The following is a 20,724-nucleotide window of genomic DNA, read 5'->3' on the forward strand; positions in this document are numbered from 1 at the left end:
TCTCTCCCCTTACACGCGTTCGATGATGGTGGCGGCACCCATGCCGGAGGCAACGCAGAGCGTGGCAAGACCAACCCCCTTGCCGCTGCGCTCCAGCTCATCCAGAAGCGTGCCGATGATGATCGCCCCCGAGGCCCCCAGCGGGTGGCCCATGGCGATGGCCCCTCCGTTGACGTTCAGGCGCGAATGATCGACGTCAAAGGCCTGCATGAAACGCAGGACGACGGCGGAAAACGCCTCGTTCACCTCGAAGAGGTCAATGTCCGAGATCGCCATGCCGCTGTCTTTCAGCGCCTTTTCGGTGGCGGGCACCGGGCCGGTCAGCATGATGGTGGGATCGGTGCCGATCTTGGTGGTCTGGCGGATGCGCGCGCGCGGCGTCAGGCCCCATTTCTCGCCGAACGCCTTACTGCCCACGAGCACACCCGCAGCCCCGTCCACGATACCCGAGGAGTTCCCGGCATGGTGGATATGGTTGATCGCCTCAAGGTGCGGGTATTTCAGCTTGGCCACGGCATCGAAGCCCGGCATCACCTCGCCCATATCCTTGAAGCTGGGCTTCAAGGCACCGAGCGATTGCATGTCGGTGCCGGGGCGCATGTATTCGTCATGATCGAGGATCGAGAGGCCATTCTGGTCCTTGATCTCGATGATCGAGCGGTCAAAGCGGCGGTCTTCCCAGGCGGCTGCGGCGCGGCGCTGCGATTCCACGGCGAGCGCGTCGGCATCGTCGCGGCTGAACCCGTATTCGGTGGCGATGATATCCGCCGAAATCCCCTGCGGCACGAAATAGCTGTCCATGGCAATGCTGGGATCGACGGCAATCGCCGCCCCGTCGCTGCCCATGGCGACCCGGCCCATCATCTCGACCCCGCCCGCGATATAGCCGTCACCGGCGCCGGCGCGCACCTGATTGGCGGCCAGGTTCACCGCCTCCATTCCGCTGGCGCAGAAACGGTTGATCGAGAGGCCGGGAATGCGCTCATCGAGATCCGAGGCCAGCACGGCGGTCCGGGCCAGACAGCCGCCCTGTTCCATCACCTGCGTGGCATTGCCCCAGATCACATCCTCGACGGCGTGACCCTCAAACCCGCTGCGCGCCTTCAGCGCGTTCAGCATATCCGCCGAGAGCCGCGCTGCGGTCACCTCGTGCAGCGCGCCATCCTTGCGGCCCTTGCCACGCGGGCTGCGCACGGCGTCGTAGATATAGGCATCTGTCATCTCGGTCTCCTTTTTCACGCGCGGTCAGCAGGGCTGCCGGGCATCAGGTCATAAGGGTGTTTCCAGCCGGGCAGGCGCTCGATATTCGAAAGCCACCGTTCGATATTGGCCCAGTCCTTGCGGTCGAAACCGAAGGGCTCGGGATAGAAGAGATAGCCGCAGCAACTCAGATCGGCATTGGTGATCGCATGGCCCACGATCCAGTCACGGCCCTTGAGATGCGCGTCGAGCGCGGCATAGGCGGCCTTGAGCCGCCCCTGCATGAAGCCGATCACCTCCGCCGGGCGCTTCTCCTCGGGCAGGAAGTTCATCAGGAACCGCGTCATTCCCGCCTGAGAGCTGAGCTTGTGATTGTCCCAGAACATCCAGCGCATCACCTCGCGCGCCTCTTGCGGTGTTTCGCCGCCGAATTTGCCTGTCGTCTCGGTAATATACATCTGCATGACGCCCGATTGCGTCAAGGTGACATCGCCATCCACCAGCACCGGCACCTCGCCCATCACGTTGAGGTGACGAAACGCGTCGCCACGCGTCTCACCGCCGAAGAAGTCGACAAAGACCGGCTCCCAGTCGAGACCGGAAAGCTCCAGCGCCAGCGCCGCCTTGTAGGCATTGCCGCTCTCGCCGAAGCAGTGGAGTTTGATCGTCATGGCGTGGCTCCCGGTTGCGGTGTTGGATTTGAGTATTTTCGGCAAGATGAAGCCTGCGGAGATTCACCGTACATTAACGTTAATGCGCTTTGATCGAAGACGCGGTACAGGCTGGAGAGCCGATGACCGCGCAAGGTGAAGCCCTGTTCCGGTGCCTGATGCCAATTGGCCCGCGCATCGGACAGGGTGGACCTGTCCTGTTCATCTTGCCCGAAATACTCCCGCCGGAGGCATCCGGCATTTGCCATACGCGCCACCGCCCCGACCTTCACAGCGCCCTCGCGATCAGCTCTTTCATGATCTCGTTGGTGCCGCCATAGATGCGCTGCACGCGGGCATCGGCCCACATTTCGGCGATGTCGTATTCCTGCATGTAGCCATAGCCGCCATGCAGTTGCAGGCACTCATCCAGCACCTCGCCCTGCGCATCGGTCAGCCAGTATTTCGCCATCGCGGCCTTTTCGACACTCAGCTCTCCGCGCATGTGCTCGGAAATGCATTCATCCATAAAGGCGCGGCAGACGGCGGTTTTGGTCTTGCATTCGGCCAGCTTGAAGCGGGTGTTCTGGAATTGCAGGATCGGCCCGCCAAAGGCCTGACGCTCCTTGGCATATGAAATCGTACGCTCGACCGCGCCCTCCATCGCCCCCTGCGCACCACAGGCGATGATCAGCCGTTCCTGCGGCAGTTGCTCCATCATCTGGTAAAAGCCGCGCCCCTCTTCGCCGCCAAGGATGTTCTCGGGCGGGATTTCCACGTTGTCGAAGAACAATTCCGACGTGTCGCCCGCATGCAGCCCGACCTTTTCAAGGTTGCGCCCGCGTGCAAAGCCCGTGGCCCCTTCGGTCTCGACCACGACAAGCGAGATGCCCTTGGCCCCTTCCTTGGGGTCGGTCTTGGCGGCGACGATGATGAGATCGGCGTGCTGGCCGTTGGTGATGAATGTCTTCTGCCCGGACAGGCGATAGGCGTTGCCGTCGCGCAGCGCGCGGGTCTTGATGCCCTGCACATCCGATCCGGCGGCGGGTTCGGTCATGGCCAATGCGCCGACCATCTCGCCCGAGACCATTTTCGGCAGCCAGATCTGTTTCTGTTCCTCGCTGCCATAGGCGAGGATGTAATGCGCGACGATGCCGGAATGAATGGGGTTGCCCCAGCTTGCGAGATTGGCACGGCTCTGCTCCAGGCAGATCACCGCCTCATGCCCGAAATCGCCGCCCGCGCCGCCGTATTCCTCGGGGATCGAGGGGCAGAGCAGGCCCAGCTCGCCCGCCTCAAGCCAGCAGTCGCGGTCCATGATCCCCGCCTTGCGCCAGCGCTCGTAATGCGGCCGCCATTCATCATTGATGAATTTGGCGGTCATCTCGCCGAGCATCCGGTGCTCGTCCGTCATCCATGTCATGGCTGGGCCTCCCGTCCCTGAATGGTCAGCGTTTGCGCGCCTCAAGCTCCGAATTGAAAATGCGCAGCCGATGCGCGAACGTGTCCTCGTCGATCACGCTGTCGAAATTCTCGAAGAGGAAAGACAGCGCCTCGCCCTCGTCGAGCCCCGCCTCCTGGCTGAATTTGCGCAAACGGCGATAGCCGTCCTCGGTCATCGCCGCGTTGAAGCGGCGCGTCAGGCGAAAGCGTTTCGGCATCGTTTCCTCCTCCCGTAGGGTGGGGTTCCACCCCACCCCTGTTTCAAAAAGCCTCGGCGTCAAGCTCCATCACCGGCTCGGCCCCGCTCTCGATGCGCGCGAGATGCAGCGCGGTCGCGGGCAGGCGGCGTTTCATGTAGAAACGACCCGTCGCCAGCTTGGTCTTGTAGAATGCCTCATCCGACGTGCCCGCCTCCAGCGCCGCATGCGCCGCCTTGGCCATCCGCGCCCACATCAGCCCAAGGCAGACATGGCCGAAAAGGTGCATGAAGTCATAGGACCCGGCAAGTGCTGCGTTGGGGTTCTTCATGCCGTTCTGCATGAAGAACATCGCCGAGGCCTGCAGGTCTTTCGACGCGGCCTTGAGCGGGTCGAGGAAGTCTTTCTTCAGCGCCTCGTCGCCCTCGTTCTCCTTGAGGAAGGTCTTGACCATCTCGAAGAAAGCCATGACATGCCGGCCAGAGTCCTGCGCCAGCTTGCGCCCCACCAGATCGAGCGCCTGCACGCCGTTGGCACCCTCGTAGATCATCGCGATACGAGCGTCGCGGGTGAACTGCGACATGCCCCATTCCTCGATATAGCCATGCCCACCATAGACCTGCTGCGCCAGCACGGTCATGTCGTAGCCTTCGTCGGTGAGAAAGCCCTTGATGACGGGCGTCATCAGCGAAATCAGACCTTCGGCGGCGGCGTCATCACCACGATGCGAGCGGTCGATGAGTTCTGCGCCCCAGAGCATGAAGGCACGCGCCCCCTCGATGAACGACTTCTGATCCATCAGCGAGCGGCGGATATCGGGATGCACGATCAGCGGGTCGGCGGGGCCGTCGGGGTTTTCCGTGCCGGTCACCGCGCGGCCCTGAAGCCGGTCCTTGGCATAGGCGAGCGCGTTCTGATAGGCGACCTCGGCCTGTGCCAGACCCTGCATCCCCACGCCGATCCGCGCCTCGTTCATCATGGTGAACATGGCGCGCATGCCCTTGTGCTCTTCGCCCAAGAGCCAGCCCGTGGCGCCGTCATAGTTCATCACGCAGGTGGAATTGCCGTGAATGCCCATCTTTTCTTCGATCTTGCCGCAGGTCACGCCGTTGCGCGCCCCAAGGCTGCCATCCTCGTTCACCAGGAATTTCGGCACGATAAACAGCGACACACCCTTGATCCCCTCGGGCCCGCCGGGGATCTTGGCCAGCACCAGATGGATGATGTTGTCGGCCATGTCATGCTCGCCCGACGAGATGAAGATCTTTTGCCCGGTCAGCTTGAAGCTGCCATCACCCTGCGGCTCGGCCTTGGTCCGCATCAGGCCCAGATCGGTGCCGCAATGCGGCTCCGTGAGGTTCATGGTGCCGGTCCACTCGCACGAGAACATCTTGGGCAGATAGGTGTCTTTCTGCTGGTCCGAGCCATGCGCAAGGATCGCCGAGGCCGCGCCATGGGTCAGACCCTGATACATGGTAAACGCCTGATTGGCGCCCGAGAACATCTCGCCCACGGCGGTCCCCAGCACATAGGGCATGTTCTGCCCGCCGTATTCCTCGGGCAGGTCAAGCGCGGTCCAGCCGCCCTCGCGCACCTGATCAAACGCCGCCTTGAAGCCCGTGGGCGTGCGCACCACGCCGTTTTCCAGAACGCAGCCCTCGCTGTCGCCCACCGGGTTCAGCGGCGACAGCACCTCAGAGGAAATCTTGCCCGCCTCTTCCAGCACCGCGCTGGTGAAATCGCGGTCAAGCTCGGCATAGCCCGGCGTGTCCTGCTCCGAGACTTTGAGCACGTCATGCAGGATGAATTGCATGTCGCGGGTCGGTGCGGTGTAGCTTGGCATCTGGTTCTCTCTCCCTAAAAGAATGGCCGTGCCGGTATCACTCGGCGGCGTCGCGGTTGGTCTTGAGCGAGGCCAGCATGCGCTCGCCCCATGTCATCTGTTCGCGCAACTCGGAGATCGCGGCCTCCAACTCGTTGCGCTGCGTTTCCATCTCGGCCAGACGCGCCTTGGCCACCTCATAGGCGCTGGCGATCTGGGTGTGCTGCTGATCCCCCTTGTCATAGAGATCAAGCAACTGGCGCAGTTCCTCGAGGCTGAAGCCGAAGCGCTTGCCGCGCAGGATCAGTTTCAACCGTGCGCGGTCGCGCCGGGTAAAGAGGCGCCGCTGTCCCTGCCGAATGGGCGAGAGCAGCTCTTTGGCCTCGTAGAATCGCAGGGTGCGCGGCGTGACGTCGAACGCCTCGCACATCTGCCGGATTGTCATTATGTCGTCAGTCATGGTGGTGCCTCTGTCGCAGAGCATTTGACGACTATCTGCGCTCCGTCATTTTGGGATACAACAGCCTCGAGGCTTTACGTAACCACTACGTCACGTCACTTTTAAGTTGACGTAAGATAAGGTCAGGTAAGCGGCCTTGCAGGGACATTTTGTTGCCCCGGCGTCAGGTTGTTTCAGTCGAGATTCGCCGCCGTCTGGTCGCGCAACTGGCGCAACTCGGCCATCGCCTCGTCGATCTGGCGGCGCTGTTCGGCGAGTTCGTCAAGCTGTCGGTCAGCCAGGTCGATCCAACTGCGCATCTGCGCGTCGGTGCCCTCATGCTCGTAGATCAACAGCCATTGCCGGATATCTTCCAAAGCAAAGCCGAATTTCCGGCCCCGCAGGATCAGCGTCATCCGGGCGCATTCGCGGGGTCCGTAATAGCGTGACCTGCCCTCGCGCTCCGGCTGCAAGAGTTCGATATACTCGTAGTACCGCAACGTGCGCGGCGTGACGTCGTATTTCGCGCACATCTCCTTGAAGGACAGTCTGTTCTCCGCCATCTTCCGGCCCTCCTGCCCGGGCAAGTTAGGGCCAAGGCGCGCGCCGCGCAACCGCCCCTCTTGCAGCCCCGGCCCGTTGCACCCCATAAAGGGCGCAAGATCGCAGCGGGGATGCCCATGGATGACAAGAAGAACCGGATCGCCCAGCAATTCATGCAGGCGCTGCCCCATGCCCGCGCGCTCGGGATGCGCCTGATCGGCATGGGTGAGGGCCGCGCAGAGATCGAGATGGACTACGACGAGCGCCTGATCGGCGACCCGGAGACTGGGGTGATTCACGGTGGCGCGGTGTCGGCGCTGATGGATACCTGCTGCGGGGCGGCGGCGATGAGCCACCCCGAGGCCCCCGGCGGCACCGCCACCATCGACCTGCGCATCGACTACATGCGCCCCGCCACACCCGGCCAGACCATCCGCGCCCATGCCGAATGCTACCATATCACCCGGTCTGTCGCCTTCGTGCGCGCCCGCGCCATGGACGATGACAGCGCGCGCCCCGTCGCCACCGCCACCGGCACCTTCACCGTGGAGGGCGGCTGATGGCGCGCGCCCGTCCCGAACCCGTGCAGGTGGTCAAGCAACGCCGCGACGCCGCATTGAAGGCGCTGGTCGAGGGCGTGCCCTATATCCGCTTTCTCGGCGTGCAGTTCGAGCGGCGCGGCGACGAGCTGACCGCCGTGATGCCGTTCGATGAAAAACTCATCGGCAATCCCCTGCTGCCCGCGCTGCATGGCGGGGCGACAGCGGCGTTTCTGGAAATCACCTCGATCATCGGGCTCAGCTGGGGCCACTTGTGGGAAGAGATCGAGAGCGGCAAGACCGATGTCGAGACCCTGACCGAGGGCCGCCTGCCGCGGCTTCCCAAGACGATTGATTTCACCGTCGATTACCTGCGCTCCGGCCTGCCGCGCGACGCCTATGCGCGCGCGCAGGTCAACCGCTCGGGGCGGCGCTATGCCTCGGTGCATGTCGAGGCGTGGCAGGACAACCGCTCGCGCCCCTTCGCGCAGGCCACCGGCCATTTCCTGATGCCGCGCCGCGATGAGTGACGTCGCCCGTGCGGTCACCCATGCCCGCGTCCTCAGGATCGCCCTGCCGATCGTGATTTCCAACGCGACCGTGCCCATTCTGGGCGCGGTGGATACCGGCGTGGTGGGGCAGATCGGGCTTGCCGCGCCCATCGGCGCGGTCGGCATCGGCGCGGTGATCCTGACCGGGATCTACTGGATCTTCGGCTTTCTGCGGATGGGCACCACGGGGCTCACCAGTCAGGCGCATGGGGCGGGGCAGACCGGCGAGGTCGCGGCCCTGCTCACCCGCGCGCTGATGATCGGCTTTGCCGGGGGATTGTTCGTCATCGCCCTGCAAGTGCCGATCTTCTGGGCCGCCTTCCAGATCTCGCCCGCCAGTGCCGAGGTCGAGGCCCTCGCGCGCGATTACATGGCGATTCGCGTCTGGTCCGCGCCTGCGATGATCGCGCTCTTCGGCATGACCGGCTGGCTCATCGCGCAGGAACGCACCCGCGCGGTGCTGATGATCCAGGTGCTGATGAACGGCGTCAACATCGGGCTCGACCTGTGGTTCGTGCTGTGGCTCGATATGGGCGTGACCGGCGTGGCGCAGGCCACGGTGATCGCCGAATGGGGCGGGCTCGCACTCGGCTTCTGGTTCTGCCGCGATGCCTTTGGCGTGCCCACATGGCGCGACTGGCCGCGCGTCTTTGACCGCGCGCGCCTGCGCAACATGGCCATGGTGAATACCGATATCCTGCTGCGCTCACTCATGCTCCAGATCATCTTCATCTCGTTCCTGTTTCTGGGTGCCGATTTCGGCGATGTCACGCTGGCGGCCAATCAGGTGCTTTTGCAATTCCTCAACATCACGGCGCACGCGCTCGACGGGTTCGCCTTCGCCGCCGAGGCGCTGGTGGGGCAGGCTTACGGCGCGCGGGCGGTGGCGCTGTTGCGACGCGGGGCTCTGATGACCAGCTTCTGGGGGCTGGTGGTCTGCATCGCGCTGGCGGTCGGCTTCGCCACATTCGGCGGCGCGATCATTGATCTCATGGCCAAGGTGCCCGAGGTACAGGCCGAGGCGCGCACCTATCTGATCTACATGGCCGCCGCCCCGATCCTCGGGCTTGCCGCCTATATGCTCGACGGGGTCTTCATCGGCGCGACCCGCTCGCGCGACATGCGCAACATGATGGCGCTCAGCCTCGTGGTCTATGTCGCGGCAGCGGCGGCGCTGGTGCCGTCGCTCGGCAATCACGGGCTGTGGCTGGCGCTTCTGATCAGCTTTGTCGCGCGCGGCGTCACCCTCGCCCTGCGCTACCCGGCGCTGGAGCGGGCCGTGCGATAGGCGGGGATGCGCCACAATGCCACCGGATTGCCGCCCGAATTTTCGGATAGTGTTGAAGCGTTAACAATTTCGCGTCAGACTGGAGCCATGATCGACATGTCCTATCCCAATTATTCCCGGGCCGAACGGGTGGCCGATGGCGCGGTGCATATCGCGGGGGTTCTCACCGCGATCACCGGGGTGGCGGTGCTCTTCGCCATGTGGGCGCTTAGGATGGACGGGGTGACGCTGGCCTCGACCATTGTCTATTCCGGCGCGCTGCTGATGATGCTGGGGGCCTCGGCGGCCTATCACCTCTATGCCCATACCCCCGCGCGCCCGATCCTGCGCCGCCTCGATCACGCGGCGATCTATGTCAAGATCGCGGGCACCTTCACCCCGCTCAGCGTGCTGTTGGGCACCGCCTTCGGCTATATGATCCTGGCACTGGTCTGGCTGCTGGCCCTCTTCGGCGCGGTGACCAAGATCCGGGCCAAACCCGGCCAGATGACAACCGGCTGGCTGCCCTATGTGGCGCTTGGCTGGATCGGTGTGGCGCTGTTCATCCCGCTCTCGGCGGTGCTGCCGGGCCAGAGCCTCGGGCTCTTGCTGGCGGGCGGGCTGCTCTATACAGGCGGTGTGGTGTTCTACGCATGGGAAAACCTGCGCTTCGCCAATGCGATCTGGCACCTCTTCGTGGCGGTGGCGAGCGCCTGCTTCTTCATGGGCATTGCCACGGCGCTCGCCGCCGGAATGTGACCCGGCGGGGCATCGCCGTACCGAAAAACCGGCGCTCAGGCGTGCTTGCCCAGCTTCAGCCACCCGAAAAGATCGGCGTTGCGGCAGTAATCCGGCGTGCTCGTCGCGGTCTCGTGCTCGGCCAGCCAATGCTCGCAGGCCCCGGGATTCGCGCAGCCGGTACAGGCCAGAACCGCATCGCTCAGATCGTCGGGCCGGATCTTGCCCGCCATCATTCTCTCTTCAAGGTCAATGCCTTGCGTATTGGCCATCCGATCCACCAGATCGGCGTGCCGCTTGAGGGTGGTGGTGCTTTGCATGCCATCTCTCCTATGCTCTGCGCCCCAGCCTGCCTGTCGCGCGCCCCGCACGCCTTGATCTGCGTCAAACGGCCAGCGCGTCGAGATAGGCGCGCACGCAGTCCTGCACATGGCGAAACCGGTCGCCGCCCAGTTTCTTGCCGCCATACCAGCGCGTGACAACGATGACGTGATCGCGCAGCCCCTCGCGTTCCAGCATCCGCAGGATCACCTGCCCCGCCCCGGCCTCGCCATCATCGCCCTTGAGCGGGGTGCCGTCCGACAGGATCACCGCCCAGCTGTTATGCGTGGCGCGGGCGAATTTCTTGTCGCGCTTGAGCGTCTTGAGAAAACCGCCGACCCCGGCCCGCTCGCGCACGCCCCCGCCCGAGACCGCATAGCTCGAGCCACGGTCGCTCAGCACCGCCTTCAATTGCCGCATGGGTGTCAGAGCCCGGCCGCCACCCGCCGCACCGTCGCCACGCGCTGCGCGTTGGGCGGATGGGTGCCGAGGAAGCGATTGCCCGGATCGGGGATCTGCGAAAAGAACTCCACCCCGCGCAGCGGGTTGTAGCCCGCGCGATGCGAGATCACCGTGCCCATCGCATCGGCCTCCAGCTCGAATTCCTTCGAGAACGTGCGCGCGCCCACGCCCGCGCCGATATCCACCGCCTGATCGACGACACCCTGACCGGCCCCGGTCAGCGCCGCAAGCCCGCCCAGGATCAGCGCACCCGCCGCCGCGCTCTGCTGCTGGCGCGGGATGTGACCGGCGATGTGATGCGCCGCCTCATGCCCCATGACAAAGGCCAGCTCATCGGCATTGCGCACCGAGGCGATCATCGGCAGCGTGAACGCGAGAATCGGTCGACCATTGCGGTCGAGCGTCTGATAGGCGTTGACCGGCTGGCCGGGCCGGTCATCCACCACGATGCGGAAATCGCAGTTCATGCCCGGCGCGCGGGCCCGGCATTCGCGCTCGGCCACCGGCTCCACCCGCTGCACCACGGTCAGGAACTGCTGCACCTTGGCGCGCGTGGGCGTCGACGGTGGCTGCGGCGCGGCCTGTTGCGGGGCGGGCCGCGTGACCGGGCCCTGCTCGACCGTGGGCACGCAAGCAATCAGCACCACAAGGCTCAGGACGGAAATCCAACGCATCATATACCCCTGTCATCACAAGAACGTGTCATGCGTCCCTTCTAACAGGGAATGGCCCGAGGCACAGCCCCTTCCACCGCGCTCCACGTCCCCCCCTTGCAAAGACCCGCCAAGCGGCTACGGTAGCCGCATGTTTTCCATCGAACACGATTTCGACGCCACCGTGATCACCCTTGTCGACGAGGGGCCCGCCCCCCTGGGCGAGGACGTCATCGTCAACGCCTTCGAGGAATGCGTCACGGTCGAGCAATACGACCCGCGCACCGACCGGGTGCACAAGATCACCCTCTCGATGAGCCAACTGCGCGATCTGGGTGCAGCGCTCGACCTGCCCGAAGGGGTCTATATCCGGGGCGCGGACAAGGGCTAGACCCGCTCCAGCACCTGCGCCGCCGCAACCGCTGGCGTCAGGTCGCCCCGCGCCACTCGGGCGGCATAGTCCTCCATCACCGCGCGCGCCTCGGCGGTCTCCAGCCGGGCGAGCAGTGCCTGGCGCACCTCCTCGCCGAACCAGTAGCGCGCCTGCGCGGCGCGGCGGGCGGCGAAATGCCCCTCGGCGCGGCGCCAGTCGACCAATGCCTGCATCTCGGCCCAGGCCGTTTGCAACCCGTCCTCCTGCAAGGCCGAAACGGTCATCGCCTTGGGAAAGCCCTCCGGGTCCTGCACCCGCTTGCGCAGCAACCGCAGCGCGCCCGCGTAATCCGAACAGGTCCGCATCGCCGCCGGTTTCAGATCGCCGTCAGCCTTGTTGACGAGGATGATATCGGCCATTTCCATGATGCCGCGCTTGACGCCCTGCAACTCGTCGCCGCCGCCGGGGGCGAGCAGCAGGATGAAAAGATCCGACATCTCGGCCACCACCGTCTCGGATTGGCCCACGCCCACGGTCTCGATCAGCACCACGTCGAATCCCGCCGCCTCGCAAAGCGCCACGGTCTCGCGGGTGCGCCGGGCCACGCCACCCAGATGGCTGCGGCTGGGAGAGGGGCGGATAAAGGCATTGGGATCGCGGCTCAGCCGTTCCATCCGGGTCTTGTCGCCGAGAATCGAGCCGCCCGAGCGCGCCGAGGAGGGGTCGACCGCCAAAACCGCCACCCGCAGCCCCTGCGCCGTCAGCATCATCCCGAAACTCTCGATGAAGGTCGATTTGCCCACGCCGGGCGTGCCGGAAAGCCCGATGCGCATTGCCTCGCGCCCGGTGTCTTTCAGCGCCTCCATCAGGTCGGCGGCCTGCGCGCGGTGATCGGCGCGGCCGCTCTCGATCAGGGTGATCGCCCGCGCCAGCGCACGCCGGTCGCCCGCGATGATCTTGTCGCTCAATTCGGTGATATCCATGCGCCCGGCCAGAGAAGTGAATGAGATGCCGCCTTCATGCCTTGCCCGGGGCGCGAATGTCCAGACCGGGGCACGCTCTCCCCGGTTTCTTTATGGACCAAATACTCGAATGCGACGCGGGCCGCAGATGATGGTTCTTGAGTATTTTTGCCGTAAAGAAACCCCGACACCGGCCTCTGGCCAATCGCGCGTACCTGTCGGATAAGCGGGGGATGACCCGAACCCTGCCCATTCATGACGCGATCCCCGACCTGATCGACGCACTGCGCGGGCGGGGCCGTGCGGTGTTGCAGGCCCCGCCGGGCGCGGGCAAGACCACCGTGGTGCCGCTGGAGATGCTGAGCGCGGGTCTGGTGACGGGCCGCATCCTGATGCTGGAGCCGCGTCGTCTGGCGGCCCGCGCCGCCGCCGAGCGGATGGCGCAGACCCTGCGCGAGGGCGTTGGCGAGACGGTGGGCTACCGCATCCGGGGCGAGGCGAAGGTGGGCCGCGCGACGCAGATCGAGGTGGTGACCGAGGGCATTCTGACCCGCATGCTCCAATCGGACCCGGACCTGCCCGGCATCGGCGCGGTGATCTTCGACGAGTTTCACGAACGCTCGCTCAATGCCGATCTCGGTCTGGCGCTCTGCCTCGAGGTGGCCGGCGCGCTGCGCGAGGACCTGATCCTGCTGGCGATGTCGGCCACGCTCGATGCCGGGCCGGTGGCGCGGCTGATGGGCGATGTGCCGATGATCACCTCGGAGGGGCGCAGCTATCCGGTCGAGACCCGCTGGCTCGACAAGCCCCGCCGCAAGGCGCAGCGATTCGAGGAGGGTGTCGCCGATCTGGTGGCGCAGGCGGTTTCCGAAACACAGGGCGGCGTGCTGGTCTTTCTGCCCGGCGAGGGCGAGATCCGGCGGGTGGAGGCCTTGCTCAAGGGCCGCTTGCCGCCCGACTGTCAGATCCGTCCGCTTTTTGGTGCGATGGACTTTGCCGCGCAGCGCGCCGCCATCGCGCCGGTGACGCAGGGCCGCAAGATCGTGCTGGCCACCGCCATCGCCGAAACATCGCTGACGATCGAGGATATTCGCGTCGTGGTCGATGGCGGTCGATCGCGGCGCGCGCGGTTCGATCCCGGTTCCGGCATGTCGCGGCTGGTGACCGAGCCTGTGACCCGCGCCGAGGCCACGCAGCGCGCGGGCCGCGCGGGCCGCGTGGCCGAGGGCATTTGCTACCGGCTCTGGACCAAGGGGGAAGACGGCGCGCTCCAGCTCTTTCCGCCCGCCGAGATCGAGGCGGCGGACCTGGCCGGGCTGGCGCTGGAACTCGCGCTCTGGGGGGCCGCGCCCGACGAGCTGCCCTTCCTCACCCCGCCCAATCCCGGCAGCTTTGCAGAGGCGCAGGCGCTGCTGCACATGCTGGGTGCGCTGGATGCGCGGGGCCTGATCACCGATCACGGTCGCGCGCTGGCCGCGCTGCCGCTGCACCCGCGCCTGGCGCATATGCTGACCGTCGCAGGGCCGGACGCCGCCCCCATGGCGGCGCTGCTGGCGGATCGCGATCCTTTTGGGCGCGGCGCGCCGGTCGATCTGTCGCTCCGCCTCGCCGCCCTGCGCGATCCGCGCGCCTATGCCGAGCGTCACCCCCACCCGGCGGGTCGCGGCGCGGTGGCGCGCATCCGCACCGAGGCCAAACGCCTTTCGCGGCAGACCAAGCCCGCGAAGACCGCGCTGAGCGATGCCGAATGCGCCGCGCTGGCCTATCCCGACCGGATCGGGCTGCGCCGCAAGGGCGAGGCACCGCGCTACGTGCTCTCGGGCGGCAAGGGCGCGGTGATGCCCGAGGCCGACCCGATGGCGGGCGCGCGGCTGATCGTGGCGACAGACCTCGATGGCGACCCGCGCGAGGCCCGTATCCGGCAGGCGATGCAGATCAGCGAGGCCGAGATCCGCGCGCTGTTCGCCGATCAGATCGCCTGGCAGGATGTCTGCCTGTGGGACCGGCGCGAGCGGCGCGTGCTGATGCGGCGGCAGGAACGCCTTGGCGCGCTGACCCTCGACGACCGGCACTGGAAGGATGCCCCGGCCGAGACCGTGGCGCGCGCCATGCTCGACGGGGTGCGCGATCTGGGGCTGAACTGGTCTGACGCGGCGCGCCGATTCAAGGCGCGCGAGATGCTCTGCCGCGACACCATGCCGGATCTGCCCGACCTGTCCGAGCCTGCGCTGCTGGACACCGTGGAGACATGGCTCCTGCCCTGGCTCAAGGGGGTGAAGACCGCGCAGGACTGGAAACGCTTCGACATGCTGGAGGCACTGCGCGCGCAGCTTTCATGGGAGCAGATGCAGGCGCTCGACCGCGCGACCCCGGCGCATTTCACCACGCCGCTCGGGCGCAAGATCCCGATCGATTACGCCTCGGACCCGCCCGAGATCACCCTGCGCCTGCAAGAGATGTTCGGCCAGACCACGCATCCCACCGTGGGCGGCACGCGCCTGCGCGTCACGCTCTTGTCGCCCGGGCACAAGCCGGTGCAGACGACGACGGACATTCCCGGCTTCTGGGACAGTTCCTATGCCGAGGTGCGCAAGGAGATGCGCGGGCGCTATCCGAAACACCCCTGGCCCGAAGACCCGCGCGCCGCCGATCCCACCCTGCGCGCCAAATCGCGAAAACCACAATGATTTGCATTGAAATTCAAGGCGTAGTATACATGTTACCTTAGAACAATATGGTCGAGCAGGACCAGGATATGACCCGCAGCTTTGCCTTTGATGCGTCCGCCGTCGCGGTGCGCCCGCCTTACCCGCCTGACATGCAGGTGGCGGCGCTGTGCTGGCGCAAGGTCAAGGGCAGGAAAAAGGTGCTGCTGGTCACCAGCCGCGATACCGGTCGCTGGATCGTGCCCAAGGGCTGGCCCATCGACGGGATGAATGCCGCCGAATCCGCATTGCAGGAAGCCTGGGAAGAGGCAGGCGTGCGCGGCACCGCCAGGAAGGCCAAGCTGGTGGGCACGTTTTCCTACGACAAACGACTGGATAACGGGACAAGCCGCCCGCTGATCGCGCTGGTTTACAAGCTGCGCGTGCGCAAGCGCGACCTGGCCGACCGCTTTCCCGAGGTCGAGGAACGCGAGCGCCTCTGGCTCCGCCCGAAAAAGGCCGCAAAGCTGGTCGATGAACCCGAATTGCAGGAAATTCTGCGCCGGTTCTGACCGCTCAGACCGGCATCAGCACCCAGTAATCCAGATCGAGCAGCACATCCGGCAGGTATTTGCCGTCCTCGCCCCTGAGCGTGAAGGGCGCGCCGCCCTTGGTCGCCACCAGCCGCAGGCGCAGCGCGCCCACCCCCGGCGCATCCACCTCGGCGCGGTCCAGCACCTCTGACCACGCGCGCACGGTGTCGCCCGCGAAACAGGGGTTGGCGTGGCTGCCTGCATTGATCGCGGCGATCATCTGCGCATTGGCGAGGCCATTGAACGACAGCGCCCGCGCCATCGAGATGACGTGCCCGCCATAAATCAGCCGCTTGCCGTCCGCGCGCGGCGTCGCATCGAAATGCGTCTTCGAGGTGTTCTGCCACAGCCGCGTCGCCATCATGTGCTCGGCTTCCTCGATGGTCACGCCGTCGACATGGTCGATCTGTTCGCCCACCTCGTAATCGCCCACCCGGTGCGGCTCGCCGGCCAGACCGAAATCGTAATGGCTGAAATCGAGCCCCGCCGGGATCACCAGATCGCTCGGGTCCACCACCGCCGCCGTCTGCGGCACCACCGCCTCGGGCGCGGGCGCATCGAGGTTGTTCTTGCGCACCATCACCCACCGCACGAATTCCATCACCGGCAGGTCATGCTGATTGAACCCCGTGGTGCGTACATAGACCACCCCGGTCTTGCCGGATGAGTTCTGCTTGAGCCCGATCACCTCGGATTGGCTGCGCAGCGTGTCACCGGGATAAACCGGGCGCAGCCAGCGCGCCTCGGCATAGCCCAGATTGGCCACGGCATTGAGCGAGATATCCGGCACCGACTTGCCGAACACGATGTGAAACGCCGCCATGTCGTCGATCGGGCTGTCGGGCAGACCGCTCGCGCGGGCGAACTCGTTCGAGGAATAGAGCGCATGGCGCGCCGGATAAAGCGCATGATAAAGCGCGCGCTCGCCCCCCGACACGCTGCGCGGCACCGCGTGGCGGATCACCTCGCCGAGGGTATAATCCTCGAAAAACCGCCCCGGATTGGTCTTCATTGTCACTGCTCTCCCAGCTTCATCCCGGGCGCATACGCGCCCTCTTTCTCCTTCACCACGGCCTGCCCGCAGCGCATCACGCCATTGGCCCCGTCAAAGGCATAGGTGGGATCGCCGTAGAGCTCCCAACCCTGATTCAGCGCCGCCGTCACCTTGTGACAAAACTCCGACGTGTCGTCGGCAGAGAGAAAACGATAGAGTTTCATAGGCTTACCCCGGGAAAGGCCAGACGCCCAGCCAGTTGTGAATGAGGGTGATGACAAGGAACATCACCACCGTGATGACCACGAGGATCACGTCCTTCTTGGCCTCGCCCGGCTGCGGGCGGTCCCATTCCTCCGAGAGGTTGATCACCACCACTTCCAGCACCGCCCAGGCCAGCAGCCCGCCAAATAGAACGAGCGAGGCCAGATCGCCATTGACCAGCAAATGCGCCACCGCCCAGATCTTCACGGCAGTCAGCTGCGGATGCCGCATCGCGCCGCGCAGCCGCCCCTTGGTGGCACTCATGCCGTAGACGAACACGGCGGCCAGCATCATCAGGTTGTTGAGATGCACGGCCCAGGCGGGCGGGAACCAGACATTGAAGACCTCCGCCTGCCGGTAGCCATAGATCATCAGGACCAGACCGGCCAGAACGCCGACCGCGACAAGGCCCTTGCCCGCATTTCCCATACGCGCCCGCAGTTCGGGGGCGACCCGTTTGAAGAGATGCGCCGCGACCCAGAGGATCAGCCCGAGGATGAGGTACGTCATTGGTTGCTACTCCGCTGCCATGTCCCGTATCGCCTGCGCGCGGGCAAGGGTGCGCTGCGCCGCGACGACATGCAGATTCTCCACGATCTGCCCATCGACCACCGCAATCCCCTGCCCCGAGGCCCGGCTTTCTTCATAGGCCGCGATCTGCCGTTCGGCTAGCTCTAACTCGGAATTGGTCGGGGCAAAGGCGGTGTTGGCGATCTCGATCTGCGCCGGATGGATCAGCGTCTTGCCATCAAAGCCCAGGTCACGCCCCTGTTCGCATTCGGCCTTGAGCCCGTCACCATCGCGGAACCGGTTATAGACCCCGTCCACCGCCACGATCCGGGCGGCACGCGCCGCCATCACGATGCGTTGCAGCGCCGTCATCAGCGGCAGGCGGTCGGCCCGCACCCGGCAGCCCAGATCCTTGATCAGGTCATTGGTGCCCGCAACCAGCCCCGTCACCTGCCGGTGCGCCGCGATCTCGCGCGCGTTGAACACGCAGCCCGGGGTCTCCATCATCGTCCACACCGGCAGATCAGTGCCGATCACTTCCGACAGATTGTCGATATCCGAGGGGGTGTTGACCTTTGGCAGCAGGATCGCATCGGCCCCCGCATCGCGCAGGGCGCGGGCATCCTCCAGCCCCCATTCGGTGGTCAGCGCATTGATCCGTACGACCTTGAACCGCTTGCCATAGCCACCCTGCCGCAGCGCCTCGGCGAGGGTGGTACGCGCCTCGGCCTTGACATCGGGCGCGACAGCATCCTCCAGATCGAAGATGATCGCATCGGTCGGCAACTCGCGCGCCTTCTCCAGCGCCCGCTCCTTGGAGCCGGGAATATAGAGCACCGAACGATAGGGATGCGCGTTGCTGTCCATGGGTCTGCCCTCTCTCGTATTCTGCTGCATGCAACAATCTTGCGCAGGAATGGCACTTTTGAACGCAAAACTTCAAGCCCCTTTCTGCCGCGATGCAGCATCCGCCCCTGTCGCGGCGCGTTAACCGGTTGTTCACCTCTCCTTTGCCAAGCTTGTCCGCGGATGGCAGGGACAGAGCTTCAGAAAGGATGCGATGATGCTGAGACGCTTGATCCCGGCGCTTGCCGTGCTTGCACTGATCGGAGGCGGCGCGCAGGCGCAAGCCGAAAATTGCGCCCCGCGCGAGGTGGTGGTGGACCGGCTGGCAACCGCCTATGGCGAGACGCGGCACTCCATGGGCCTCGGTGCCCAGGGCGCAGTGATGGAGGTTTTCGCCTCGCAAACCTCCGGCAGTTGGACGATCACGGTAACGTTACCCGACGGGCTGACCTGCCTCATCGCCAGCGGTCAGGCGTTCGAGGCGATGGCCGCCCCTCTTCCCAAACCCGACAGCGACGCCTGAGCGCATCACAGCGCATCAAAGATGAGCTTGGCCCCGGTAACCGCCAGCAACACATAGGTGATACCGAAAAACGCCCGCTCCGGCACCACCCGGTGCGCGCGCACCCCGATCCAGGCGCCCAGTAGCGCAAAGGGCGCCAGCGCCAGATCAATCAGCAGGGTCTGCGCGCTGAACAGGCCCAGCACCGCATAGGGCACCGCCTTGGCGATATTCAGCACGAAGAACATGATCACCGTGGTCGCCTGATAGCGGGTCTTGTCGATGCCGCGCGACAGCAGGTAGACGGCGGCGGGTGGCCCGCCCGCATGGCTCACGAAACTGGTAAATCCCGCGACCATCCCCGCCAGCATCCCGGCCCATCCCGGCAAGGCGCGGCGCGCCCCCCGGATCACACCGCTTCGCACCAACACCTGCCAGAGCACGAAGCCGATCGCGATCGCCCCGATCAGCAGGCGCAACAGATCCGCGTCCGCCACCCGGTAGAACACCACACCAAACGCCACGCCCGGCAGCCCCCCGAGGATCAGGAACCACGCCTCCTCGCGCCCCCATTGCCGCCAATAGGGCCGCAAGGTCGCCACGTCGATCAGCATCAAGAGCGGCAGCATGATGCCCAAGGCCATGCCCGGCTCCACGAACAGCGCCAGAATCGCCGCCCCCGCAAAGGCCGCGCCAGAGCCGAATCCCCCTTTTGACACACCCGCGAACAGCGCCGCCAGAACCCCGATTGCAAACACGTCCCAGCCCATGTGCGGCACCCTTAAATCCATCCATTCTCTGCACTTTACCGGCATGCCCCGGCATGCAACAGCCCCCGGCCCGCATTTGCCGCAGCGCAGCACCCTTGCATGAAGCCAAAAATCCGACTACGCCCAAGCGCAACTTTTCAACCGATGGAGACTATCCAATGGCCAGACCCAAGATTGCGCTGATCGGCGCCGGACAGATTGGCGGCACCCTCGCCCATCTCGCCGCGCTCAAGGAACTGGGCGATATCATCCTGTTCGACATTGCCGAAGGCACCCCCGAGGGCAAGGCGCTCGATATTGCGGAATCCGGCCCCTCCGAAGGCTTCGACGCGGCCCTCAAAGGCACCCAGTCCTACGAGGATATCGCAGGCGCGGATGTCTGCATCGTCACCGCCGGTGTGCCGCGCAAGCCGGGCATGAGCCGCGACGACCTTCTGGGCATCAACCTCAAGGTCATGAAATCCGTGGGCGAGGGCATCGCCGCCAACGCGCCCGACGCCTTCGTGATCTGCATCACCAACCCGCTCGACGCGATGGTCTGGGCCCTGCAAAAGTTCTCGGGCCTGCCCGCGAACAAGGTCTGCGGCATGGCCGGTGTGCTGGATTCTGCCCGCTTCCGCCACTTCCTCAGCCTGGAATTCAACGTCTCCATGAAGGATGTCAGCGCCTTCGTTCTGGGCGGGCATGGCGACACGATGGTGCCCTGCGTGCGCTATTCCACCGTGGCGGGCATCCCGCTGCCGGATCTCATCAAGATGGGCTGGACCACGCAGGACAAACTCGACGCGATCCTGCAGCGCACCCGTGACGGCGGCGCCGAGATCGTCGGCCTGCTCAAGACCGGTTCGGCCTTCTACGCCCCCGCGACCTCGGCCATCGAGATGGCAGAGGCCTATCTCAAGGACCAGAAACGCGTCCTGCCCTGCGCCGCCCATTGCGATGGCGAGTTGGGCGTGAAGGGCATGTATGTGGGCGTGCCCACCGTGATCGGCGCGGGTGGCATCGAACGCATCGTCAACATCTCGCTCAACAAGGACGAGCAGGAGATGTTCGACAAGTCGGTCGATGCGGTCAAGGGCCTCGTCGCGGCCTGCAAAGAGATCGACGGCTCGCTCGCCTGATCGCCAATCGCTACACTTGGTTCGGGGCTGGATATTGTCCAGCCCCGATTCTTTTCGGACCGACAATTTATCATGCAATACCATTTGTGATCACACGATTTACCCGTGTGATCACAAATCGCCGAATTTCACCCGAATTGGCCCGAAACCGCAAAAAAGCGTTTAAGGAGGGCAGGCTTTTATGTCTATACCGGTCCTGATCGCAGCAAAACGGGACAGTTCCATGAATATCCATGAGTATCAGGCGAAGGCGTTGCTTCGCAGTTACGGCGCGCCGGTGTCGGAGGGGCGGGCGGTGTTGCGCGCCGAGGAGGCGAAG

General features: G+C 65.2%; 25 protein-coding genes. 9 read left to right on the plus strand and 16 right to left on the minus strand.

Annotated elements, in window-relative coordinates:
• Positions 1-9: 9 nt before the first annotated feature.
• The 7 genes from ACSSV4_RS19665 to ACSSV4_RS19695 form a co-directional block, all read right to left on the minus strand.
• Complete coding sequence (locus ACSSV4_RS19665; RefSeq protein WP_454276804.1) at positions 10-1,221, minus strand: acetyl-CoA C-acetyltransferase; 1,212 nt, start codon at positions 1,219-1,221, stop codon at positions 10-12.
• Between the two features lie 14 nt (positions 1,222-1,235).
• Positions 1,236-1,871: a glutathione S-transferase family protein gene (locus ACSSV4_RS19670; protein WP_454276805.1), complete on the minus strand. Its 636-nt coding sequence runs from the start codon at positions 1,869-1,871 to the stop codon at positions 1,236-1,238.
• Between the two features lie 268 nt (positions 1,872-2,139).
• A complete protein-coding gene (locus ACSSV4_RS19675) occupies positions 2,140-3,273 on the minus strand; it encodes an acyl-CoA dehydrogenase family protein (RefSeq protein WP_454276806.1) in 1,134 nt (377 codons plus the stop codon).
• A 25-nt stretch (positions 3,274-3,298) separates the two neighbouring features.
• Positions 3,299-3,511 carry a hypothetical protein gene (locus ACSSV4_RS19680; protein WP_080456257.1) on the minus strand — a complete coding sequence of 71 codons (213 nt, stop codon included), beginning with the start codon at positions 3,509-3,511 and terminating at the stop codon, positions 3,299-3,301.
• A 43-nt stretch (positions 3,512-3,554) separates the two neighbouring features.
• A complete protein-coding gene (locus tag ACSSV4_RS19685) occupies positions 3,555-5,333 on the minus strand; it encodes an acyl-CoA dehydrogenase C-terminal domain-containing protein (RefSeq protein ID WP_454276807.1) in 1,779 nt (592 codons plus the stop codon).
• A gap of 37 nt (positions 5,334-5,370) precedes the next feature.
• Positions 5,371-5,772 (minus strand): MerR family transcriptional regulator, encoded by a 402-nt coding sequence (locus ACSSV4_RS19690; RefSeq protein WP_454276808.1) that lies wholly within the window; start codon positions 5,770-5,772, stop codon positions 5,371-5,373.
• 173 nt (positions 5,773-5,945) lie between these two features.
• Complete coding sequence (locus ACSSV4_RS19695; RefSeq protein ID WP_454276809.1) at positions 5,946-6,314, minus strand: MerR family transcriptional regulator; 369 nt, start codon at positions 6,312-6,314, stop codon at positions 5,946-5,948.
• Between the two features lie 117 nt (positions 6,315-6,431).
• On the opposite strand from ACSSV4_RS19695, the gene ACSSV4_RS19700 reads away from it, so the two are divergent.
• The 4 genes from ACSSV4_RS19700 to trhA all read left to right on the plus strand — a co-directional run bounded on the left by ACSSV4_RS19700 (position 6,432) and on the right by trhA (position 9,410).
• Entirely contained in the window at positions 6,432-6,854 is a 423-nt protein-coding gene (locus tag ACSSV4_RS19700) for a PaaI family thioesterase (protein WP_454276810.1), read from the plus strand.
• Positions 6,854-7,363 carry a PaaI family thioesterase gene (locus tag ACSSV4_RS19705; RefSeq protein WP_074785480.1) on the plus strand — a complete coding sequence of 170 codons (510 nt, stop codon included), beginning with the start codon at positions 6,854-6,856 and terminating at the stop codon, positions 7,361-7,363. The genes ACSSV4_RS19700 and ACSSV4_RS19705 overlap by 1 nt, the downstream gene beginning before the upstream one ends.
• Positions 7,356-8,672, plus strand: a complete 1,317-nt coding sequence (locus tag ACSSV4_RS19710) for an MATE family efflux transporter (RefSeq protein WP_454276811.1) — start codon at positions 7,356-7,358, stop codon at positions 8,670-8,672. The genes ACSSV4_RS19705 and ACSSV4_RS19710 overlap by 8 nt, the downstream gene beginning before the upstream one ends.
• Positions 8,673-8,759: 87 nt before the next feature.
• Positions 8,760-9,410, plus strand: a complete 651-nt coding sequence (trhA, locus tag ACSSV4_RS19715) for a PAQR family membrane homeostasis protein TrhA (RefSeq protein WP_454276812.1) — start codon at positions 8,760-8,762, stop codon at positions 9,408-9,410.
• Between the two features lie 35 nt (positions 9,411-9,445).
• Here the strand turns inward: trhA and ACSSV4_RS19720 are convergent, their stop codons facing one another.
• The 3 genes from ACSSV4_RS19720 to ACSSV4_RS19730 form a co-directional block, all read right to left on the minus strand.
• Positions 9,446-9,709, minus strand: coding sequence for a DUF6455 family protein (locus ACSSV4_RS19720; RefSeq protein ID WP_454276813.1), 264 nt, complete (start codon positions 9,707-9,709; stop codon positions 9,446-9,448).
• 64 nt (positions 9,710-9,773) lie between these two features.
• Positions 9,774-10,130, minus strand: coding sequence for a YigZ family protein (locus ACSSV4_RS19725; RefSeq protein ID WP_454276814.1), 357 nt, complete (start codon positions 10,128-10,130; stop codon positions 9,774-9,776).
• A gap of 5 nt (positions 10,131-10,135) precedes the next feature.
• Positions 10,136-10,846 carry a M48 family metallopeptidase gene (locus ACSSV4_RS19730; protein WP_454276815.1) on the minus strand — a complete coding sequence of 237 codons (711 nt, stop codon included), beginning with the start codon at positions 10,844-10,846 and terminating at the stop codon, positions 10,136-10,138.
• Positions 10,847-10,976: 130 nt separating this feature from the next.
• On the opposite strand from ACSSV4_RS19730, the gene ACSSV4_RS19735 reads away from it, so the two are divergent.
• Positions 10,977-11,216, plus strand: a complete 240-nt coding sequence (locus ACSSV4_RS19735) for a hypothetical protein (protein ID WP_454276816.1) — start codon at positions 10,977-10,979, stop codon at positions 11,214-11,216.
• Here the strand turns inward: ACSSV4_RS19735 and meaB are convergent.
• The gene (gene meaB, locus ACSSV4_RS19740; RefSeq protein ID WP_454276817.1) at positions 11,213-12,181 is read right to left on the minus strand and encodes a methylmalonyl Co-A mutase-associated GTPase MeaB; all 969 of its coding nucleotides are present in this window, start codon (positions 12,179-12,181) and stop codon (positions 11,213-11,215) included. The genes ACSSV4_RS19735 and meaB overlap by 4 nt on opposite strands.
• A gap of 212 nt (positions 12,182-12,393) precedes the next feature.
• On the opposite strand from meaB, the gene hrpB reads away from it, so the two are divergent.
• Together hrpB and ACSSV4_RS19750 are read left to right on the plus strand one after the other, a co-directional pair.
• Positions 12,394-14,847 (plus strand): ATP-dependent helicase HrpB, encoded by a 2,454-nt coding sequence (gene hrpB / locus ACSSV4_RS19745; protein ID WP_454276818.1) that lies wholly within the window; start codon positions 12,394-12,396, stop codon positions 14,845-14,847.
• A gap of 68 nt (positions 14,848-14,915) precedes the next feature.
• Entirely contained in the window at positions 14,916-15,377 is a 462-nt protein-coding gene (locus ACSSV4_RS19750) for an NUDIX hydrolase (RefSeq protein WP_454276819.1), read from the plus strand.
• A gap of 4 nt (positions 15,378-15,381) precedes the next feature.
• Here the strand turns inward: ACSSV4_RS19750 and ACSSV4_RS19755 are convergent, their stop codons facing one another.
• The 4 genes from ACSSV4_RS19755 to ACSSV4_RS19770 are packed head-to-tail and all read right to left on the minus strand — an operon-like array spanning position 15,382 to position 18,033.
• Complete coding sequence (locus ACSSV4_RS19755) at positions 15,382-16,410, minus strand: MaoC family dehydratase (RefSeq protein ID WP_454276820.1); 1,029 nt, start codon at positions 16,408-16,410, stop codon at positions 15,382-15,384.
• A gap of 2 nt (positions 16,411-16,412) precedes the next feature.
• A complete protein-coding gene (locus ACSSV4_RS19760) occupies positions 16,413-16,616 on the minus strand; it encodes a DUF1737 domain-containing protein (RefSeq protein WP_454276821.1) in 204 nt (67 codons plus the stop codon).
• 4 nt (positions 16,617-16,620) lie between these two features.
• On the minus strand, positions 16,621-17,166 hold the full coding sequence (locus tag ACSSV4_RS19765; protein ID WP_454276822.1) for an NnrU family protein: 546 nt from the start codon (positions 17,164-17,166) through the stop codon (positions 16,621-16,623).
• 6 nt (positions 17,167-17,172) lie between these two features.
• On the minus strand, positions 17,173-18,033 hold the full coding sequence (locus ACSSV4_RS19770) for an HpcH/HpaI aldolase/citrate lyase family protein (protein ID WP_454276823.1): 861 nt from the start codon (positions 18,031-18,033) through the stop codon (positions 17,173-17,175).
• 196 nt (positions 18,034-18,229) lie between these two features.
• Here ACSSV4_RS19770 and ACSSV4_RS19775 point away from each other — a divergent pair, with 196 nt between their 5' ends.
• A complete protein-coding gene (locus tag ACSSV4_RS19775; RefSeq protein WP_454276824.1) occupies positions 18,230-18,535 on the plus strand; it encodes a hypothetical protein in 306 nt (101 codons plus the stop codon).
• Positions 18,536-18,540: 5 nt separating this feature from the next.
• Here ACSSV4_RS19775 and ACSSV4_RS19780 read toward each other — a convergent pair whose 3' ends face one another.
• Entirely contained in the window at positions 18,541-19,284 is a 744-nt protein-coding gene (locus ACSSV4_RS19780) for a sulfite exporter TauE/SafE family protein (protein ID WP_454276825.1), read from the minus strand.
• A gap of 158 nt (positions 19,285-19,442) precedes the next feature.
• Here ACSSV4_RS19780 and mdh point away from each other — a divergent pair, with 158 nt between their 5' ends.
• Positions 19,443-20,405 carry a malate dehydrogenase gene (gene mdh, locus ACSSV4_RS19785; protein ID WP_454276826.1) on the plus strand — a complete coding sequence of 321 codons (963 nt, stop codon included), beginning with the start codon at positions 19,443-19,445 and terminating at the stop codon, positions 20,403-20,405.
• Positions 20,406-20,724 lie beyond the last annotated feature (319 nt).

The organism is Roseovarius sp. MBR-154 (assembly GCF_053628595.1).